Genomic DNA, 20,517 nt, shown 5'->3' with positions numbered 1-20,517 from the left:
CGCAAGGAAGGGGGCCTTCATGTACTCCGGCGGGCGGGCTACGCCGAACGCAGCCCCGCCAGCTCGCTCCGCGACCGGACCTTCAGCTTCCGCAGAACGCTCGCGACGTGCTGCTCCACCGTGCGCCGGGACAGGAACAGCACCTCGGCGATCTCCCGGTTGGTGTGTCCGGCGGCCAGCAGACGGGCGACGTCGCGCTCGCGTGGCGACAGCTCGTCGCCGTAACCCCGGCGGCCGCGCCGCGAGGGGGCGACCGCGCCGGTGGACCGGAAGGCGTGGCGGCAGCGCGCGGCGTCACGGGTGGCGCCGAGGTGGTCGAAGGTCTCGGCGAGTGCCGCGAAGGTCTCGGCGACGTCCTCGTCGCAGGCCTGGCGGCACCGCGCGGCCCGTTCGGCGATCAGTGCCGCGTGATACGGCGCGGGGAGGGCCTCGAACCGGGTCCGTGCCTGCTCGAACGCCTCGATCGCCTCCGCGTGGTCGCCCCGGGACGCCGCGACGAGCCCGCGGTTCGCGGCCAGCGCGGCCCGGGTCGACGGCGCGTCGAGGTCGCCGATCTCACGTTCGAACTCGTCGGTCAGCGCTTGCGCCTCGGCGTCCCGTCCGGTGGCGCAGTACGCGTCGACGGCGGCCATGAGCAGATCGGCGCCCCAGGCCCAGACACCCTTGGCGCGCAAGAGTTCCAGTCCCTTCCCGGCCTGCGCGACGGCGGCCTCGCCGAGGTCCTGCGCGAGCAGCATGCCCGCCATCCCGGCGTGCGCGGCGATCGCGACCGGGGTGAACGCGTTCTCCGGCTGGTCCGCCGCGGTACCGGCGAACCGGGCCGCGGCCTCGTCCCATTCGCCGCGGGCGGCGGCGAGCAGGCCCAGCACGAGGCACAGTTCGCTGGTCACCGGCAGGAGGTCGCGGTACTCGTCGATCAGCGCGCAGGCCCGTTCGGCGAGGCCGTCCCAGTTTCCGGTGAGCCAGTCCGTGTGGACGGCCGTCGCGCGGGCTGTGCTGACGACGTACGGCGCCCCGCAGTCGGCGGCCAGCTGCATCCCGCTGCGCAGCAGGCTCTTCGCCCGCCGGTGGTGGCCCGTCCAGGCGCAGGCGTCGGCGCTGTTGCAGTGCAGCCGTGCCAGGTGCCGCTGTTCGTCGGCGGAACCGACGCTGGTCGGCGCCCGGTCCAGCATGTCCCAGCCGCGCGCGTCCCCGATGTGCAGCCGCGACGCCGCGTTGTTGGCCAGCAGGATGATCTTCAGCCGTCGGTCGGTGGCCCGGTCGATGAGTTCGTCCACCCGGTCCATCCATCGCCGGTGCTCCCGCAGCGGGGTCGCGCCGACCCACGGCTGGGCGAGGACGCCCATTCCGCGTCCGGCCAGGTCGGGCCGGTCGGAGAGGTCGTTGACGGCGATCTCGATCTCGGTCCTCGCCGCCTCCAGCCCGCCTGCCTGGCGCACCAGCAGGAGCCCGAGTCCCAGCCGGACCTCGCCGCTCAGCCGTCCGGACAGCCTGCCGTCGGTGAGCAGCCGCTCCAGCGCCGGGACGACCTCGGCCTGCGCGAGGCCGTTGCACGCCACCGAACTGAACTTGACCGCCAGTCTGTCCACATCGGACGGTTGCAGGCCCGGTTCGTCGAGCAGGACGCGAAGCAGATCCGTCGCGGTGGCGAGATCGCCGACCGCCGACGCCTGATCCGCGGCCGCTTCGCCGTACTTCAAGGCACCGGCGCGGTCGCCCGCCTTGCGGCAATGTTCGGCGAGGCGCACCAGTGACTGCGGGAGGCGGTCGCGCAGCAGCCGCGCGGCCCGGCGGTGCAGTTCCTGGCGATCGGGACCGGGGACGGCGCGGTACGCGGCTTGCCGGGCGAACGCGTGCCGGAAGTCGTACGTGCCCTCGCCCGTCTCCACCAGGACGTTGCTTTCGAGCGCGAGGACGAGCGCGCGACGGGCGCGCTCGGGGGTGAGCGCGGCCGCGGCGGCCAGCAGGTCCGGAGTGGACGGTGTGCCGAGGACGGCGGCGGCTTCGGCGATCCGCCGGGCGGCGGGCGGCAGCGCGACAAGGCGTTCGATCGTCGCCTCTCGCAGCAAAGCCGGGACTTCGACCGTGTCGAGCAGGCGCCGCGCGGTCGCGCCGTCGGCGTGCACCGCGCCCTCGGCGCCCCCGATCGCGTGCACGATCTCCTCGACCACGAACGGGATCCCCGCCGTCCGCTCGTGCAGCCGCGCGGCGAACTCGGCGGAGACGTTCGCTTCGCCGAGCAGGGCCGACACCAGCGCTTGGACGCCGTCACGGTCCAGTGGGCGAAGGGTGACGAGCGCGTGCGCGGTACCGGGAGCGGGCCGGTAGGCGCTGCCGAGCGGGATGCCGCCGGGCGTCTCTTCGCGCCGGTACGTGAGCAGGAGCGTCAGGCCCGCGGGCGGGGCGGTCATCAAAAACCGCAGCAGGCGGCGGGAGCCGTCGTCCGCCCAGTGGAGGTCTTCGATGAGGAGGACGTGCGGGCCCAGCGAGCCGAGCAGTTCCCGGACGGCGCGGAAGAGCTGGTGCCGTTCGGCTCTCGGATCGCCGAGCCGAGGTGGCGGCTGAGGCAGGAATGCCGCCAATTCAGGCAGGTAGGGCGCGAGGGCGCCGGTCACGGGGCTGAGGTCGCGCGCCGGGCGGACGTCCTTCAGCGCGTCGAAGACCACGCCGTAGGGGAAGGGCTCGCGCAGCGGCTGGCAGGCTCCGGTGAGGACCGGCCGTCCGGCCAATTCGGGGCAGGCCAGCAGTTCGGTGGCGAGCCGGGTCTTGCCCACCCCCGCTTCACCTTCGAGCATGATCACCGACGGCGAGCGCAGCACGCCGTCGAGAAGCTCGCGTAGTTCCGCCTCACGCCCGACGAGCACGGGCGAACTCGTCCTGCGTCGGCAACCACCGATCACCATTGCCGGGTCACCCCCGCTTCACGAACCACACCGTTCGAGTGAACGCAGCTTAAGCGCGGGTTCGGTGATCACGGAACCCGCTCGGACGGTCACACAACTTTCGTAGGGATGGTGAATGTCCCTATTAGATACGTAGTCCTACGGACCATTGCCTCGCTTGTTCGCGCAGGTCCCGCCACCCGAAAGTGATTCATGCGTGACCGCATGTCACGGCGCCGGCCAGGATTCCCGTCGGCGCGAACCACCTGTTCGAGTGAACGGAGCTCAGGAAATGCGTGGAGAACTTCGACGTCACCGGATCGCGGGTGCGGTGCTCGCCGGGGCCTGTGCGGCGGCCACCGTGGCCTTCGCCGGATCGGCCACGGCCGCCGAGGGACAGATCCGCGGCGCCGGTGTGCCGGGAGCCGTCACGGACGGGTACATCGTCTCGTTGAAGAGCGGCGACGCGGGCCTCGCGGCCAAGTACGGCGGCCAGGTGAAGGCGACCTACACCGCCGCGCTGAACGGTTTCTCGGCCAAGATGACCGAGGCGCAGGCCAAACGGCTCGCCGCCGACCCGAACGTCGACTTCGTCCAGCAGGACGCGGTCGCGCACATGACCGGCACCCAGACCAACCCCACCTGGGGCCTCGACCGGATCGACCAGAAGAACCTGCCGCTGGACAAGAAGTACACCTACCCGAACGACGGTTCCGGGGCGACGGTCTACGTCCTCGACACCGGTGTCGACTACCGCCAGTCCGAATTCGGCGGCCGCGCGACCAGCGGGTACGACTTCATCGACAACGACAGCGACGCCCGCGACTGCCAGGGTCACGGCACGCACGTGGCGGGCACGGTCGGCAGCGCCACCTACGGCGTGGCCAAGGGCGCCAAGATCGTCTCGGTCCGCGTGCTGAACTGCCAGGGCAGCGGCCAGTACTCGCAGATCATCAGCGGGATCGACTGGGTCGTGAAGAACGCGAAGGGCCCGTCGGTGCTCACCATGAGCCTCGGTGGCCCGGCGGACTCCGGTGTGGACGCCGCCGTGCGCCGCGCCGTGTCCGCGGGCATCACCAATACGGTGGCCTCCGGGAATTCCAACACGGACGCCTGCTCCACCAGCCCGGCCCGCGTGCGTGAGGCCATCACCGTCAACGCCACCCAGAGCGACGACCGCCGGTCCACGTTCTCGAACTACGGCAGCTGCACCGACATCTTCGCGCCGGGCACCAGTATCACCTCGCTGCGCAACGGTGGCGGTACCCAGCAGATGAGCGGTACCTCGATGGCGACGCCGCACGTCGCCGGCGCGGCCGCGATCTACCTGACCTCGAACCCGTCGGCCACCCCGGCCGCCGTGGCCTCCGGTCTGGCCAACGCCGCCACCAACGGCGTCGTGACGAGCCCGGGCTCCGGTTCGACCAACAAGCTGCTGAACGTGGCGGGTCTCTGATGCGCCGCGGCGTACGGGCCGGTGTGGTGGCCGTCGCGGCCACCGCGCTGGCCGCGCTCGCCGCCGGGAACGCCCTCGCCGCGCAGGCGGAAGGCGTTGTCGTGCAGGCGAATCAGCACTACGGCGACCAGTACATCGTCGTGCTCCACGACATCGGCACCATGGCGATCGAGCAGTCCTCGGCGGCGCTGACCGGCCGCTACGGCGGCGAGGTCCGGTCGGCGTACAAGAACGTGCTGCGCGGTTTCTCGGTCAAGGGGATGTCCGAGCGGCAGGCCAGGCGGCTCGCGGCCGATCCGGCGGTCAAGGCGGTCTACCAGGACGGCACCGCGCGTGCCGTCGGCACGCAGACCAACCCCACCTGGGGTCTCGACCGGATCGACCAGAAGAACCTGCCGCGTGACAAGAGCTTCACGTACCCGAACACGGGCGAGGGCGTGACCGCGTACGACCTCGACACCGGGATCAACCCCGAGAACCCGGAGTACGAGGGGCGCGCGTCCATCGGCAAGGACTTCGTGGGCGGCAACGGGAAGGACTGCAACGGGCACGGCAGCCACACGGCGGGCACCATCGGCAGCAAGACCTACGGCGTGGCGAAGAAGGTCAAGCTCGTCGGGCTGAAGGTGCTGGGCAACGACTGTTCGGGCAACGGTCCCGACTCCGCCATCGTGGACGCGGCCGAATGGCTGACCGCGAACGGCACCAAACCGGCGGTGGCGAACCTGAGCCTGCGGATGGACCAGGTCGGACTCGGCGACGACGTCATCAAGAAGTCCATCGCGGCGGGCTTCGTCTACGTGGTGGCGGCGGGCAACGAGAACCAGAACGCCTGCAACGTCAGCCCCGCCCGCATCCCCGAGGCGATCACGGTCGGCGCCTCGGACGAGAACGACAACAAGTCCTCGTTCTCCAACCACGGTTCGTGCGTGGACATCTTCGCCCCTGGCAGTAACATCACGTCGCTGTCCACGTCCAACGGTGGTTCGGCGAACATGAGCGGGACGTCGATGGCCACGCCGCACGTGGCCGGGGCGGCGGCGATGTACCTCGCCGCGAATCCGGGCGCCACCGCGCAGCAGACGCGGGACGCGCTCGTGAACAACGCCTCCGACGGTGTGCTCAAGGGACTGCCGTCCGGCACGGTCAACAAACTGCTGAACGTGTCGTTCATCGGCGGCGGTGGCCCCACGCCGACGTGCGGGGCCAAGTCCAACACGACACCGGTGTCCATTCCGGACGCGGGTGACGCGGTGACCAGTTCGGTGACGCAGGAAGGCTGTGACGGCAAGGCGTCGGCGACGCTGCCGGTCAAGGTCGACATCGCGCACACCTACACCGGTGACCTGGCGATAGACCTGATCGGGCCGAGCGGTGCGGTGTTCGGCCTCAAGCAGGCGGGAGGGATCGGCGAGGCGAGCGGCGTGCACACGTCGTACACGGTGAACGCCTCGTCCGAACCGGCGAACGGGACCTGGAAACTGCGGGTCCGTGACGTCTACCGGTTCGACAGCGGGACGATCGAAGGCTTCTCCATCACCTTCTGAGTCCTTGCGAACGGCGGTGCGCCGCGGTCACGATGACCGCGGCGCACTGTCGTTTCGCTGGGAGGCTTGGAATGGAGTCCTATGACGTGGTCGACACTGTGATCGTCGGCGGCGGGCACAACGGCCTGGTGGCGGCGGCCTACCTGGCCAGGGCGGGTCGCTCGGTGCTGGTGCTGGAACGGCGGGACGAGGTCGGCGGGGCGGCGGTCTCCTTCCGTGCCTTCCCCGGCGTCGACGTCCGGCTGTCACGGTACTCGTACCTGGTGAGCCTGCTGCCGCGCAAGATCATCGCGGACCTCGGGCTCGGACTCGATCTCAGGCGGCGGCGGATGTCGTCGTACACGCCCGTCGGTGACGGCGGTCTGCTTGTCGACACGGGCGACGACGGCCGTACCTCGGCGTCGTTCTCCGCGCTCACCGGGTCCACAAAGGACTTCGAGGCCTGGCGACGGTTCTACGCGATGACGTCCCAGGTCGCGGAGCGGACGTTCCCCACTTTGACCGAGCCCTTGATGTCCAGGGAGGAACTGCGCTCGGGCATCGAGCCGGAGGCATGGGACGCGCTGTTCGAACGCCCGATCTCGGAAACGCTCACCGGGATGTTCGGCGACGACACCGTCCGCGGCGTCGTCCTGACCGACGCGCTGATCGGTACTTTCGCCGGCGATGGCGACTTCCGGCAGAATCTTTGCCTGCTCTATCACGTGATCGGCAACGAGACCGGCGATTGGGACGTGCCGGTGGGCGGGATGGGCGCGGTGACCGGGGCGCTCGCGTCGGCCGCGCGGACGGCCGGGGCGCGGCTGGTGACCGGTGCCGAGGTGCTGTCCGTCGACCCGGACGGCTCCGTGCGCTATCGGCTCGGCGAAGACGAACGCGCCGTGCGCGGCGGGCACGTGCTTTCGAACGTCGCGCCGCGGACGCTCGCGCGGCTGCTGGGGGAGGAGCCGCCGGAGGCGCCGGAAGGCGCGCAGCTCAAGGTGAACATGGTGCTGTCACGGCTCCCGCGGCTGCGGGATCCGGGCGTCGATCCGCGTGAGGCGTTCGGCGGCACGTTTCACGTCAACGAGGGTTACGGGCAGCTGGCGGCGGCCTACGCCGAGGCCGCCGCCGGCCGGATCCCGTCGCTGCCGCCGTGCGAGATCTACTGCCATTCGCTGACCGATCCGTCGATCCTCGGCCCGGCGGAACAGGCCGCCGGGGTGCAGACGCTGACCCTTTTCGGGCTGCACATGCCCACGAGGCTGTTCGAGGGACGCGACGACGCCGCGCGCGACGAGGCGCTGCGGGCGACCCTGTCCTCTTTGGACAGTGTGCTGGCCGAGCCGATCGAGGACTGTGTCCTGCGTGCACCGGACGGCCGGTTGTGCATCGAGGCGAAGACACCGCTGGACCTCGAAGCCGAACTGGGGCTGCCCGGGGGACACATCTTCCATCGCGATCTTTCGTGGCCTTATGCCGCGGACGCCGCTCAGGTGGGGCTTTGGGGCGTCGAGACGGAGCATGAGCGAGTGCTGCTCTGCGGTGCGGGCGCCGTGCGTGGCGGTGGGGTCTCCGGTATCCCCGGGCACAATGCCGCCATGGCGGTGCTGGCGAATTCCTGAAGTCCGTGAAGGCCTCCTTGAGGGACCCAGGGTCCCTCAAGGAGGCCTTCACGGACTTGTCTGCTTACTGGACGGTGAGGGTGTACGTGGTGGTGGCGGTCTTGCCCGCCGAGTCCGTCGCGGTGACGGTCACCGGGTAGGTGCCGCGCTGGAAGGGCGCGACCACCTGCATGGTCGAACTGCCGCCGCTCGAAATCGTCCGCGGGTTGAAGAAGGGCGCGAACGGCAGCCCCTGCCCGGACGCCGACAGGGTGATCGCGCCGGTGCCACCGGTGGCGGAAACCGTGACGTTGCTGAAGAAACCGGGCTGGACTGTGCCGCTGCCGGGGCTCACGCTCACCTTGAGGTCACCGGGCTGCGGCGCGCCGGCGCCGACGGTCAGCGTCAGTTTCGTGGTCGCGGTGTCGGTGGTGCCCTTGCCCGAGATGGTGACCGCGTAGTCCTTTTCGGCCGTTCCGGCAGGAACCTCGATGCTCACCTTCGCCGACTCACCCGAGGTGATGGACGAGGGCTGGAAGGTGGCCGTCGCGCCCTCCGGAAGTCCCGAAGCGCTGAGATCGACCTTCTCCGCGCCGTTCTTGCCCGGCTTGCTGGTCACCGTGGCCGACACGTACTTGCCCGGCTCGACCTTGAGCGAGGACGGCGTCACCGCGAGCGAGAACGTCTCCGGGTTCTGCGGCTCACCGATCTGCTGCTTGACCCAGTCGCCCATGTCGTTGTTGAGCCTGCCGTACACGCTGTACCACTTGAAGTCGCTGCGGCTCCAGGACGCGACGCCGACGACCTTGCCGTCCACGATCAGCGGTCCGCCGCTGTCACCCGGCAGGATGGTGACGTGGCCGTCGCTGTAGCCGCTGCAGATCATCGTGGCTTCCTGGAAGCCGGCGCCGACACCGTTGCAGTTGCTGCCCTGCACGATCGGCAGGGTGAACTTGTGCAGTTCGACGTTGCGGGTGTCGTCGTTGAAGTCCTTCTTGCCGTAGCCGAGCCCCAGTCCGGACTTGCCCGGCTTGTTCAAGTCCGTGTCGGCCGAAGTCGCGACCTTCGCGTACTGGCCGCCCGGCACCGGGATGTCGGCGTCCGTGGTGACCACCGCGACGTCATAGCCCTGGTCGAAGTTGACGTACTTCGGGTGCTTTTCGTAGCTGACGACGCCGATCCGTGTTCCGCCACCGGCGTTGAGATCGTCCAACCCGTAGAGGAAGGACTTCTCGCCGGCCGCGTCCTTGCAGTGCGCGGCGATCAGGATCTTGCGCGGCGCGATGACCGAACCCGTGCAGGTCTGACCCTGCGGCCGCGTTCCACCTTCGCGAAGGCCCGCGATGATGAACGGGTAGTCCCTGACCGATGCAGGGGTACCGCCGATGGAGTTCGTGTGCGGTCCACTGGGGACGACCGCTTCATCCGTAGGGGTGACGGCGGTCAGATTCGCGGCGGACGCGGGCGCGGGGAGGAGGACCGAGAGGCAGCCGAGGGTGGCGGTGGCGATCCCCAGTAGCCGTTGTCTTCTGTTCACGGTGGTTCCTTTCAGGTGGCTGGAAATCACTTTCCGCATCCGCGCCTGGTGGAACAACCGAGGAAGAAGCCCGTAGGGGTACGGAACTAATGCACCCCGTCCCCGGTGAGCAGCTCGATACTGTGGTCCCCGGTGCGTTCGACGTCGAGGCCCGCCTTCGACAGCACCCGCATCAGCTGTTCCACAGTGGACGGTTCGCTCCGGGACTTCGCCAGCTCCGCGGCCAGCCGTCCCTTGTACGCCTTGTTGAAGTGACTCACCGTGGTCCGGTTGCCCCGCGCGTCCTCGGTCACGACGCGCACTGTCACCGCGTCCGGGCGGAGCTTCGCCAGGGCCGAGTAGGTCCCCGACCGCAGGTCGACGACGAGCCCCTCGATGCCCTGGAGCACCGGTTCGAGGACCGGCTTCCACACGCTGCGGACGGTCCCGAGCGATGGCAGGGCGTTCCCGCCGGAAAGCCGGTACGCGGGGATCGGGTCGGTCGCCGCGACCACCCCGAACAGTGCGGAAGCGACGGCGAGACGCTTCTCGGCCTTCGCCAGCGTCGCCTTGGTGAAGGACTTCACGTCGAGTGCGTCGTAGAGGACCCCGGTGTAGCGGCGCAGCGCGGGCATGGTGGGCGAGGTCCACAGCTCGGCGTTGCGGGAGACCTCGTCGGCCTGGCGCGGCGTGATGCCGAGCGCGGCGACACTGGCCGGGACGTCGCCCGCCAGTTCGGCCAGCGCGTCGGCCAGCTTCGCCCGGGCCGGGTTCAGTTCCGGGAACGAAAGCGCGCCGAGATCCAGCGGCGCGCCGGTGCCGCCGGCGGCCTTGGTTTCGGAAGGGGGGAGCAGCACGAGCACCACGGAAGCGTAACTAAATGGAGTGCGTCACTCCGAGGCGCGGGCTTAGCCTCCTCCGCATGAGTCTGACCTGGCGCCCGCTGACCATGGACGACATGCCGCGGCTGGCCGAGACCTTCGCCGAGGCGGAGCGTGTCGAGCCGATCGAGGAGCACTACAGCGCGGAGGATCTCGCCGAAGAGATCGGCTCGCCGAATGTCGACTTGCCTACCGCGACCATCAGCGCCTGGGACGGTGACAAACTGGTCGCTTACGGTCTGCTTCGGCGGCGTGACGCGGCGAATCCGGTGCATATGATGCGGGTCGAGACGCTCGTCCACCCCGGATACCGTGACGACGCGATCGCCGCGCGCCTCACCGGCTGGTTCGAGGAGGCCGGCAAGGAGATCCACGCGAAGTCCCACCCGGACGCGCCGCTGGAACTGCACGCCGCGGCCAACACCAAGCAGCGCTGGCTCTCCGACGTGCTCGTGGACGCGGGGTACGAGCACGCCCGGTGGTTCGTCGACATGCGGGCCGACCTCGGCTCGATCCCGCCGGTCAAACCGCTGCCCGAAGAGTTCCCGCTCGTCGCGTATGAGGAGAAGTACGAGGGCCTCACGCTGCGGTCCCGCAACGAGACCTTCGCGGACCACTGGGGGAGCACGGAACAGTCCCCGGAGGCTTGGCGGCATCTGGTGGTCGGCGCGAAGGACTTCCGGCCGGATCTCTCGTTCCTGCTGCTGAGCCCGGCCAAGGACAGGGTGGTCGCGATGGTGCTGAGCGCGTTCTTCGCCTCCGACGAGGCCGCCACGGGTGTGAAGGACCTGTACGTCAGTCACGTCGCGACCGACGCGGGGCTTCGCGGGCGCGGGATCGCGGGCGCGCTGCTCGGGCACACGCTCGCCGAGGCCGAGGCCAAGGGTTTCCAGCGAGCCTCGCTCAACGTCGACCAGGACAACTCCTACCGCGCCCTCGGTGTCTACGAGCGCGTCGGGTTCAGCGAGCATCAGCGCTGGGCCGGGTACGTGAAGCCCGTTCCGACCTGACCGGTTGCCACCCGAAAGGGTGGATTTCGGTACAGTCGATCTTCTCGGAGAGATCGCTGGGGGTGGTAGGGCGTTGCCGGTTTCCGCACGCCTCGGCTGGCACGATCTGCCGTCGGCGACGCGTGACGCCGTGGAGCGTGAGCTCGGGTCGGTGATCCGTCGTTCGTTGTGGCAGACCCCGGAATTCGACGGCGGTGTCGCCGCGCGACTCGAACTCGAACGCGATCATCGCTGGATCTTCCTGAAGGCGATCCCGGCGGGGAGTCCGCGAGCGGGCGGCTACCGGACGGAGGCCGCCATCGCGCGACGGCTTCCCCCGGAGGCGCCCACGCCGAAACTGCTGTCCTTTGTGGACGGTGATTGGCTGGTGCTCGCGTTCGCCGACTTCGACGGCACCAGGCCGAACCTGCGCCCGGGATCGCCGGACCTCTCCGCGGTTCTGGCCGCCTTCGGCGCGCTCGGGCGCACGCTCACGCCATGCCCGCTGCCCGACGTCCCGGACGCGCTCGACGATCTCGGCCCGCTCCTGCGCGGCTGGCAGGAACTGGCGAAGGAACCGCCGGACGACCTCGACGGGTGGGCCGTCCGCAACCTCGACAGGCTCGTCCAGCTGGAGACGTCCTGGCATCCCTGGGCGGCAGGGGACACGTTGCTGCACAACGACATCCAGCCCGAGTACCTGGTGCGGACCGGGTCAGGCAGGGTGCTCGTCACCAACTGGCGTTATCCGGCGAGGGGCGCGGGCTGGCTCGATCTGGTCGCTCTCGTCCCGTACCTGCTCGACGCCGGGCACGAGCCCGCCGACGTCGACCGCCTGCTCCGGCGGCGCCCCGTGCTGACCGGTGTCCCGGTCTGGGCGGTCACCGCGTTCGGCGTCGCGCTGGCCGGGCACGCCGAACGAGCGTGCCGGCTACCGGAACCGCCCGCGACGACAGGGGTCCGCGCGGCGCAGCGCCGTCTCGCCGCGGCCATGCGCGACTGGCTCGCTTACCGGACCCACTGGCCGTAGTGCACCGGCTCGTGAGTGGTAAGGACGGTTCTAACCGTCCTTACCACTCACGAGGTTCAGCGGCTCTTCGCCGGCGGCGTACCGGCGCAACTGCTCGGTGACCAGCCGCTTCGCGCGTGGGTGGAACGACGCCGATCCACCCGCGATATGCGGCGTGATGATCACCCCTGGTGCGGTCCACAGGGGATGCCCGGCGGGCAGCGGTTCCGGATCGACGACGTCCAGCGCGGCGCGCAACCGCCCGGAGACGGTCTCGGCCGTGAGCGCCTCCGTGTCGATCGCCGAGCCCCGCCCGACGTTCACCACCAGGGCGCCGTCCGGCAGCGCGGCGAGTTCCGCGGCACCGAACAAGCCCATGGTCGAGGGCGTTTCGGGCAGGATCAGGACCACGATGTCGGCGGACGGCAGCAGTTCCGCCAGTTCGCTCACGCCGTGCACCCGCTCCGAGGGCCGGGCCGTGCTCGCCACCCTGGTCACGATCGCTTCGGCCGCGGCCAGCTGCCGCTCGATGGCCTGGCCGATCGAGCCGTGGCCGACCAGCAGCACACGGCTGTCGGCCAGCGAGCGCGTGTGCTCGCGCTCCCACGACGCCGACGCCTGCTGCGCGAACCAGCGTGGCAGGTCCCGCTGTGAAGCGTGGATCAGCGCCAGCGCGTGCTCGGCCACACTGAGGTCGTGCAGGCCGCGGCCGTTGGCCAGCTTCACTCCCGCCGGCACCAGCGGGATCAGCTTCTCCACCCCGGCCGACAACGACTGCACGAGCTTGAGCGACGGAAGCCGGGCGATCAGCTTCGTCGGTTCGGCACCGGAGTCGTACGGCAGCACGTAGACCTCGACCTCGTCGAGGCCTTCGTCCGGTAGCGGGCCAATACCGTCGTAGAGCCGCGCGCTCAGCCCTTCGGGCAGCTCGATGTCGGACCAGGGCAGGATGGCTCGCTCCGTCATGCCGCCATTCTGACCATCGCGACCTGCGTCACCCCTCGTGGGTCGCGACGCGGAATTCGTTGCCGACGGGATCGGCCGGCACCGCCCAGGCGAAGTCCGGCATCTCGCGACCATGCCCGGTTCGATACCCGTGGAGGCACGCCAGCGGCGCCCACCGACAAAACCGGGCGCCCGCGATAACCGGTTGAACCGGCCCGGGGTGGGGTGACTACGCTGCGCAGAACGTCTAAGCACGTAATTCCAGCGAGGAGCCCAGAAGTGATCACCAGGATGTCGTCGTTGTTCCTTCGCACCCTGCGTGAGGATCCGGCGGACGCCGAGGTACCGAGCCACCGGCTCCTGGTACGCGCCGGCTACGTCCGCCGGGTGGCCCCGGGCGGCTACTCCTGGCTGCCGCTGGGCCTGCGGGTGCTGCGCCGTATCGAGAACGTCGTCCGTGAAGAGATGAACGCCATCGGCGCGCAGGAGATCCAGTTCCCCGCGCTGCTGCCGAAGGAGCCTTACGAGGCCACCGGCCGGTGGACCGAGTACGGCGACGCCCTGTTCCGCCTCAAGGACCGCAAGGGCGCCGACTACCTCCTCGGCCCGACGCACGAAGAGCTCTTCGCGCTTACCGTGAAGGGTGAATACAGCTCGTACAAGGACTACCCGGTCGTCCTGTACCAAATCCAGACGAAGTACCGCGACGAGGCGCGTCCCCGCGCCGGCATCCTGCGCGGCCGCGAGTTCGTCATGAAGGACTCCTACTCCTTCGACCTCGACGACGAGGGCCTGGCCAAGTCGTACGAGCTGCACCGCCAGGCCTACACGAAGCTGTTCGACCGCCTCGGCATCGAGTACGTCGTCGTGAAGGCGACCTCCGGCGCGATGGGCGGCTCGGCTTCCGAAGAGTTCCTCGCCGTCGCCGAGACGGGTGAGGACACCTACGTCCGCAGTACCGAATCGGGGTACGCGGCCAACGTCGAAGCGGTCACCACGCCCGCTCCCGAGGCGAAGCCGGTCGAGGGCCTGCCCGAGGCCGAGGTCCACCACACGCCGGACACCCCGACCATCGAGTCCCTGGTCGCGTTCCTCAACAACGCCGATCTCGGCCGCACCTTCACCGCCGCGGACACGCTCAAGAACGTCCTGGTGAAGACCCGCCAGCCGGGGGCGAAGGAATGGGAGCTGCTGGCCATCGGCCTCCCCGGCGACCGCGAGGTCGACCCGAAGCGCCTCGAAGCGTCGCTCGAGCCCGCCGAGTTCGAGCTTCTCGAAGAGGCCGACTTCGCCAAGAACCCCTTCCTCGTGAAGGGCTACATCGGCCCGAAGGCGCTGAAGGACAACGGCGTCCGCTACCTGCTCGACCCGCGCGTCGTCGACGGCACCGCCTGGGTCACCGGCGCCGACGAGCGCGACCACCACGTGGTCGACCTGGTCGCGGGCCGCGACTTCAACGGTGACGGCACGATCGAGGCCGCCGAGGTCCGCGAGGGCGACGCGTCGCCCGACGGCAAGGGCACCCTGGTCGCCGCCCGCGGTATCGAGATCGGGCACATCTTCCAGCTGGGCCGCAAGTACGCGGACGCGTTCGAACTCGACGCGCTGGGACCGGACTCCAAGCCCATCCGCATCACCATGGGTTCCTACGGCGTCGGCGTTTCGCGGCTGGTCGGCGTGCTCGCCGAGCAGAACCACGACGACCTCGGCATCGTCTGGCCGCGCGAGGTCTCGCCGTTCGACGTGCACGTCGTCATCGCGGGCAAGGACGAGACGGTCGCCGCGGGCGCCGAGAAGCTCGCCGCCGAACTGGACGCCGCCGGCATCGAGGTCGTTCTCGACGACCGCAAGGCCACCCCCGGCGTGAAGTTCGCGGACGCCGAACTCGTCGGTGTGCCGACGATCCTCGTCGTCGGGCGCGGCCTGGCGAACGGTGTCGTCGAGGTCAAGGACCGCCGCACCGGAGACCGCGAGGAGATCGCCGTCGACGCGGTCGTGGAGCACCTGGTCAAGCTCGTCCGCCCGTAATGGGACTGTTCGGCAAGAAGCGCGGGGATTCCCCGGGCTACGAGGACAACGCGGCGCTGGACGGGTTCGGGGGCTATCAGCCCTCGGACTCGTCCGGCTACACGCCTGCTCCCGAGACCCCAGCTCCAGTCGAACCCGAACCGGCGCCGGAGCCGCAGAAGCAGCCGATGTCGCGAAGCGGGCGAAGGGCCATGTACGGCTTCTTCGCGACGCTCGGTGTCATCGCGGTCGCCGCGCTCGCGAACAACAGTGACCGGACGTCGGAGAGCAGCGCGCCGACGACCCGGGCTCCGATCGTCTACACGCCTTCGCCTCAGGTCGTCGCGCCGCCGGTGACCGAAGGCTGGCAATCGGTGGCCGGGAAAGACGGCGTCTACGCCTACGACGTCCCGCCGAACTGGACGCCGAAACCCGGCACGATCCATGGCTGGGAGAAAGGCACCCAGGTCCCGGGCATCACCATGGTCGCGAGTGCCTTCGTCGGGGACGGCTACTGCCCGCAGGAGAAGCGAAGCAGGATCGGCGGCAGCGGCGTGACGAACGTGAAGCTCGCCGAGCCGGCCGCCGCGGCGCGGAAGGCGGTCGACGACCTCGCCGTCAGCGCCTACAACCCGGAGAACGGCCCGCTGACGGCCAAGATCACCCCGGAACCGCCGCAGGCGACCGAGTTCACGCTCGGTTCCGGCAAGAAGGTCGCCGCGAGCATCGTTCTCGCGGAGGTCGTCACCCCGCCGGGTCCCTGTGGCGCGCGGCGCGCCCTGGTCGGCGTGATCGCGCCGCAGCTGGGCGACGCCTCGGCGGCCCTGGCCGTCTATTCGGGCCAGGACACGCCGGGTGGCGCGGACCGTGAGCAGATCCTGAAGATCCTCAAGACCTACCGGGGTGTCCCGGAGGCCGACCGCAAGACCATCACGCCGCCGCCTTCGACACTGCGCTGAGGCTTCTTGCCGGAGCGCGCGAGCTTCGCCAGCCGCAGCAACCCGGTGTTGGGCAGGTAGGCCCTGCCGAGCGCGATCCCGATCCGGGGCAAGTCCGCTTCGTCGCGGAACGCGAGGTACAGCGGCACGTGGCGCGGCTGGAACTTCGCCTTGAACGCGTGCAGCGAACGGAAGCCGTAGAACGGCTCCATCATCGTGCCGAGCGCGTCGAGCACCCGTTCGACGGCGTGCGCGGGTTCGCCGGAACTCGCCAGCGGGGCGCCGGACAGCGAGACGAACTTCGCGCCTTCTTCGCGGAAGGCCAGGCACGACGACGCGATCAGGAACTCCATCGACGGGCGGAACCCGTCGGCGCGTTTGCGCATGACGTCGAGCGTCCAGCCGCCGATCGCGCCCGCACCGGTGTACACCGGCAGCCACGACGTCACGCCGTGGACCACGCCATCGGCGTCCACCGCGAGACCCACGCGGGTCTCGGGATCCATCGCCTCGTCGACCCCGCCGAGGGTGAAGCCCATCTCCGGCATGCCCTTGTCGCTGATCCACTCCTCGGAGATCGCACGTACCTGCGAGATCACCGCGCGCGGCTGGTCGGCGAGCCGGACGAGACGGAACTCGATGCCGTCCTTCTCGGCCCGGTTGAGCGCGGTCCGCACGTCCTGCCAGCGCTTGCCGCGGAACTCCAGCGTTTCCAGTTCGATCAGGGTGTCCTCGGCGACCTGGACCTGCTTCCAGCCGAGCTCTTCGGTCTTGGCGGTGGTGTCGCCGGTGGCGGAGAACAGGCACGGCACGAGACCGGTGTTCTCGCACATCGTGATGAACTCGGCGATCGTCCGGTCGGCGGCGCCGTCCGGGGCGATCGGGTCGCCGAGGGCGATGGCGACACCGGCGTGGCGCCGGTAGGCGAGGTAGGACTTGCCGTCGGCGGCCACGAAGTACGAGTTCTGCGGCCAGGTCGTCATCCACGAAAGCGTGCTTCCGCCGTGACGGCTGAGCAGCGTGCGGGCCAGCGCGGGGTTGCCCATCCGGCCGAGACGGCGGCACTTGCGCCGCGACGGCACGCGGAAGGCGCCGCGCGAGGAGATCAGCAGCGCGAATTCGACCGTCCACAGCAGGTTGTCCACGAAGAACAGCGGCGGATCCATCAGGCCGGCGTCCTCGCCGAAGATCTCCGCCAGCGTGAGCACCCCGCCGTAGACCATCACCTGCAGGATGACGAACGAGGTCAGGATCATCGCGCCCCACCAGGCGGCCTGACTGCCCTTGCGCAAGCCGTTCATGATCGGCACCACGATCAGGCACAGGACGACGACTTCCCAGGTGGACAGCGAAAGCTCTTCGGACGAACCGAAGGGACCGTTGCCCGGTACGAAGGACATCACCAGTTCGGCGACCGTCAGCACCAGCAGACCGGCCATCACGTAGAACCGCCACTCGCGCAGGCTCGGCCTCCGTTCGCGCGAGGAATCCTTGGCACCGAGGAACTTCCGCCCGAACGGCAGGGCGAGGACGAGTGCGAAGAAGTGCACGAGGTCGGCGAGCGTGCCGACGAAGATGATCGCGATCCCGGCGTAGACGCACAGCCCGGCGCGCAACCGCAGGCGCCACGGCGGGCGCAGGGTGGCACTGGCGACCGCGACCGCCGCGAGCGCGCCGCCGGAGAACCCGACGTCGAGACTGCCCGCGACCCGTTCCGCCCATTCCCAGCCGGAGTTCCGGCTCAGCGCCAGGAACTGGACCGCGACCAGCACGCTGACGAACTGGCCGCCGATGGCGACGGCCATCGCCCGCCGGGTGCCGAGGCGCCATTCCGCGAACCCGGCGAACAACGCGAAGCTGAGCACCATCGGCAGGTAGTACAGCGGGACGACCGCGAACAGCGGTCCGGTGAACAAGGTCCACCACCGGCCTGATTCGAGCGACGGCAGCCCATACGCGATGTACGGGTACACCGCGCGATCCTCGGCGGCAGACCAGAGCGCGCCCGTGGCCAAGGCGAGCGCGAGCATGGTCCCCGTGACGAGGGTGGTGAAAGGCAGCCGGTGCCTCAGCACCGTGGCGATCTTGTGCGTCCGGCCCGGCGCGGCCGTCCCGCTTCCCCCTTTTGGCATGGAACTCAAATTAGGGGCGGGAGGGGCTCGGACACATCCGGCACGGGACCCATATTTCCCTTAGGGGAGTGCTACTCGCGACGGATGCTCTCACCCATCTTGAGGACGACACCCCTGGCTATCGCGCCGGGGATCCCCTGGTCCGCCAGCACCAGAAGGACGTGGTAGCGACCTGATCCCGGCAGTGCGCGCAGCGGAAGGGCGATCGCGGTGATCGCGACCGACGGGGCAGGGCACGGTCCGCCGGGGGCGGGGACGACGGTGGTGGTCACGGCGGTGGCGGTCGTACCGCCGTCCAGGACCGGCACCGGCCCGGCTTCGCCGATCTCCGCCTTCGGCGATCGTCCGTACGCGGCTTCGGCCCATCGCAGCGTCGTTTCCTCCGCCGCCTGGGCGAGACCGCCGACCTCGCCCTCGTCGATGGTGGTGAATCCCGCTATCGCGCGCGCCGAGAGATCGGAGCCTGGACAGAAGGCACGGCGGTACCGTGCGACGCCCTGCAGGGTGACGAGATCCCCGGCCGGGGTCTCGTAGCCGATGGCGGCGTCGGGCTCTTCGAGCTTCCAGTCCGGCGGGACGTCGTAGACGAGTGGGTGATCGTCGGACAGCACCGGTTGCCAGCCCTCGATCACGGGCTCGATCTGGGTGGCGGGCACCGGGTCGGGCAGGACGAGGTCCTGGGCGGACGGCGGTGGGGTCGCGGTCTTGGCCTGGTAGGTGGCCGTCGTGCCGACAGCGAGGACGACGGCCAGCCCGAGGAGGCCCAGCGCCGGCCTGAGGCGGAAGCGGCGGCGCGGCGGGACGGTGTCCCGGATGACCGGGAGCGGCCTCGTCTGTTCGGCTTCGGTCTCCAGCGGCTGCCCGGTGAGCGGATCGACGAACCACGGCCGGGGTTCGTCGATCCGCCCACCGGGGCCGGTCATTGCCGAGGCCTCAAACTCGCGAGGATCTTCTGGGCGTCCGCTTCGGGCAGCGCGTCGGGTGTGCCCTGGTCGATGGCCATGACGAAGCAGATGGTCCGGTCACCGGATTTGAACGCCGCCGAGGTCACCTTCACGCTCGGCGCCCGGCATTCCTCGGTCTCGGCCGGGGTGAACGTCCCGGTCGAACTGACCGCCTGGATCGAGCCGTTCGCGATCGGGACCTGCGTGATGGCGGGCATCGGCACGTCGTTCTTGCCGGTGGCGGACTGGATCCAGAGCCGGACCGCGCCCCTGGCGGCGTTCTCGACCGGGATCTGGTCCGCGGTGGCGAAGCCGACGACACCGCGGTTCGAGCCGCGGGCATCCGGGCAGGCGCCGAGTTTGTACGTCGACGCCTCGTGGATGACCATCTTGAACTCGCCCTCGTTGTAGCCGACGATCTGGCCCGGCTTGGTCTCCCAGCCCGACGCGGGCAGGTCGTAGGCGGTTTTGTCCTTGACTGACAGGATCCCCTGCCAGCCGGGCGTCGTCGAGGGGACTTTGTTGTCCTGCGGGGCTCCGCTGCTCGTGGACGGCGATTTCGCCGCCGAAGACGACGGTGGCGGAGCCGGCGCGGAGGAAGGCGGCGGCCCGGCCTGTGGCTGCGGGTCTTCGCCGTCACGCAGGACGAAGAACAGCGTGGCGCCGACGGCGATCACCAGGACGAGCGCGCCGAGGCCGATCCACAGCCCCTTGTTGCCCTTCTTCGGCGGTTCCGGCGCGAAACCCTGATACGTCTGCTGCGGGAACTGCTGGAACCCCTGCTGCTGGTAACCCTGGTACTGCTGCTGGGGGTCCTGCGGGTACTGGGCGTACTGAGGCGGATTCTGGGGCGGGTACCCCTGCGGCGGCGGGGGTTGCTGCTGATAGGGCTGCTGCGGTTGCTGCTCCGGCCAGCCGTTGCCGCCGCCTGGGTATGCCATGAAGCGAGCTTAGTTGGCGTTCCCGAGCACGGCCGCACGTACCGCCGCCAGGTCGGACAGGTTGTCGAGCACGGTGTGCGCGCCCGCGTCGGCCAGTTCCTCCGCGCTGAACTGACCTGTCGCCACGGCCACCGCGACGGCGCCGTTGTCGAGCGCGGCCCGCACGTCGTCCGGGGTGTCGCCGATGACGACGACCGACGACGGCGCGAAGTCGGTGCCATGTTTCGCCGAAGCGTGGCCGACGGCGGCGGGTACCAGATCGGAGCGGTGCGCCGAGAGCGAGCCGTAGCCGCCGATCTCGAAGTCCACGTGCTCATGCAGGCCGAACGCGGTCAGCTTGTGCACGGAGATCTCCGGCAGGTTCCCGGTGACCAGTGTCTGGACGATGCCGCCGTGTGCGGCGAAGGCGTTCAGCGCGTCTTTGGCGCCCGGGAGCGCCCTGCCGTTCGAAGACAGTGTCGGGGCGTGGCTTTCGGAGACCGCGATCAGCGCGAGCCAGAGCTTGCGCACGTTCTCCTCGGTGGGCTCGACGCCGTGCGAGGTCAGGATGTCCGCGCTGATGGCGCGTTCGGTGCGGCCGCCGAAATTCGGCAACGCCCGCAGTTCGACGCCGGCGACCTCGGCGAGCGCGGTCGTGTACCAGGCGGCGCCGACGCCGCGCAGGTCCACGAGGGTCTGGTCGATGTCCCACAGCACGAGCCGGTGCGGAGTAGTCACGCGGTCGACGGTACCGGTGAGTTTATTCAA

At 69.8% G+C, this 20,517-nt stretch carries 15 protein-coding genes; 7 read left to right on the top strand and 8 right to left on the bottom strand.

Annotated features, from left to right (window positions below):
* Nucleotides 1-38: 38 nt before the first annotated feature.
* Nucleotides 39-2,864, bottom strand: coding sequence for an ATP-binding protein (locus tag H074_RS24865; RefSeq protein WP_007032827.1), 2,826 nt, complete (start codon nt 2,862-2,864; stop codon nt 39-41).
* A gap of 310 nt (nt 2,865-3,174) precedes the next feature.
* Between H074_RS24865 and H074_RS24860 the strand changes: the two genes are divergently transcribed.
* The 3 genes from H074_RS24860 to H074_RS24850 all read left to right on the top strand — a co-directional run bounded on the left by H074_RS24860 (nt 3,175) and on the right by H074_RS24850 (nt 7,489).
* The gene (locus tag H074_RS24860; protein WP_007032826.1) at nt 3,175-4,338 is read left to right on the top strand and encodes a S8 family peptidase; all 1,164 of its coding nucleotides are present in this window, start codon (nt 3,175-3,177) and stop codon (nt 4,336-4,338) included.
* Nucleotides 4,338-5,885: a S8 family serine peptidase gene (locus tag H074_RS24855; protein WP_007032825.1), complete on the top strand. Its 1,548-nt coding sequence runs from the start codon at nt 4,338-4,340 to the stop codon at nt 5,883-5,885. Before H074_RS24860 ends, H074_RS24855 begins: the two co-directional genes overlap by 1 nt.
* Before the next feature lie 71 nt (nt 5,886-5,956).
* The gene (locus H074_RS24850; RefSeq protein ID WP_007032824.1) at nt 5,957-7,489 is read left to right on the top strand and encodes a phytoene desaturase family protein; all 1,533 of its coding nucleotides are present in this window, start codon (nt 5,957-5,959) and stop codon (nt 7,487-7,489) included.
* Nucleotides 7,490-7,553: 64 nt separating this feature from the next.
* Here the strand turns inward: H074_RS24850 and H074_RS24845 are convergent, their stop codons facing one another.
* On the bottom strand, nt 7,554-9,005 hold the full coding sequence (locus H074_RS24845) for a trypsin-like serine protease (protein WP_039923368.1): 1,452 nt from the start codon (nt 9,003-9,005) through the stop codon (nt 7,554-7,556).
* 86 nt (nt 9,006-9,091) lie between these two features.
* A complete protein-coding gene (yaaA, locus tag H074_RS24840; RefSeq protein WP_007032822.1) occupies nt 9,092-9,847 on the bottom strand; it encodes a peroxide stress protein YaaA in 756 nt (251 codons plus the stop codon).
* Between the two features lie 59 nt (nt 9,848-9,906).
* Between yaaA and H074_RS24835 the strand changes: the two genes are divergently transcribed.
* Together H074_RS24835 and H074_RS24830 are read left to right on the top strand one after the other, a co-directional pair.
* A complete protein-coding gene (locus H074_RS24835; protein ID WP_007032821.1) occupies nt 9,907-10,875 on the top strand; it encodes a GNAT family N-acetyltransferase in 969 nt (322 codons plus the stop codon).
* A 73-nt stretch (nt 10,876-10,948) separates the two neighbouring features.
* Nucleotides 10,949-11,884 (top strand): hypothetical protein, encoded by a 936-nt coding sequence (locus tag H074_RS24830; RefSeq protein WP_007032820.1) that lies wholly within the window; start codon nt 10,949-10,951, stop codon nt 11,882-11,884.
* A 30-nt stretch (nt 11,885-11,914) separates the two neighbouring features.
* On the opposite strand, the gene H074_RS24825 is transcribed toward H074_RS24830, so the two are convergent.
* Nucleotides 11,915-12,829 (bottom strand): 2-hydroxyacid dehydrogenase, encoded by a 915-nt coding sequence (locus H074_RS24825; RefSeq protein ID WP_007032819.1) that lies wholly within the window; start codon nt 12,827-12,829, stop codon nt 11,915-11,917.
* A gap of 258 nt (nt 12,830-13,087) precedes the next feature.
* Between H074_RS24825 and H074_RS24820 the strand changes: the two genes are divergently transcribed.
* Nucleotides 13,088-14,836, top strand: a complete 1,749-nt coding sequence (locus H074_RS24820) for a proline--tRNA ligase (protein WP_007032818.1) — start codon at nt 13,088-13,090, stop codon at nt 14,834-14,836.
* Nucleotides 14,836-15,774: a DUF8017 domain-containing protein gene (locus H074_RS24815; RefSeq protein WP_007032817.1), complete on the top strand. Its 939-nt coding sequence runs from the start codon at nt 14,836-14,838 to the stop codon at nt 15,772-15,774. The genes H074_RS24820 and H074_RS24815 overlap by 1 nt, the downstream gene beginning before the upstream one ends.
* Here H074_RS24815 and H074_RS24810 read toward each other — a convergent pair.
* The 4 genes from H074_RS24810 to H074_RS24795 all read right to left on the bottom strand — a co-directional run bounded on the left by H074_RS24810 (nt 15,711) and on the right by H074_RS24795 (nt 20,466).
* Nucleotides 15,711-17,885 (bottom strand): bifunctional lysylphosphatidylglycerol flippase/synthetase MprF, encoded by a 2,175-nt coding sequence (locus tag H074_RS24810; protein WP_085941007.1) that lies wholly within the window; start codon nt 17,883-17,885, stop codon nt 15,711-15,713. The genes H074_RS24815 and H074_RS24810 overlap by 64 nt on opposite strands.
* Nucleotides 17,886-17,956: 71 nt before the next feature.
* A complete protein-coding gene (locus tag H074_RS24805; RefSeq protein WP_007032815.1) occupies nt 17,957-18,808 on the bottom strand; it encodes a DUF8017 domain-containing protein in 852 nt (283 codons plus the stop codon).
* Nucleotides 18,805-19,770 (bottom strand): DUF8017 domain-containing protein, encoded by a 966-nt coding sequence (locus H074_RS24800; protein ID WP_007032814.1) that lies wholly within the window; start codon nt 19,768-19,770, stop codon nt 18,805-18,807. Before H074_RS24800 ends, H074_RS24805 begins: the two co-directional genes overlap by 4 nt.
* A 9-nt stretch (nt 19,771-19,779) precedes the next feature.
* Nucleotides 19,780-20,466 (bottom strand): HAD hydrolase-like protein, encoded by a 687-nt coding sequence (locus tag H074_RS24795; RefSeq protein WP_083920496.1) that lies wholly within the window; start codon nt 20,464-20,466, stop codon nt 19,780-19,782.
* Between the last annotated feature and the right edge of the window lie 51 nt (nt 20,467-20,517).

Origin of the sequence: Amycolatopsis decaplanina DSM 44594 (genome assembly GCF_000342005.1) — a bacterium.
Classification (GTDB): Bacteria; Actinomycetota; Actinomycetes; order Mycobacteriales; family Pseudonocardiaceae; genus Amycolatopsis; species Amycolatopsis decaplanina.
Note: the sequence above shows the minus strand (reverse complement) of the source record. Positions and strands in the feature narration are given on the sequence as shown.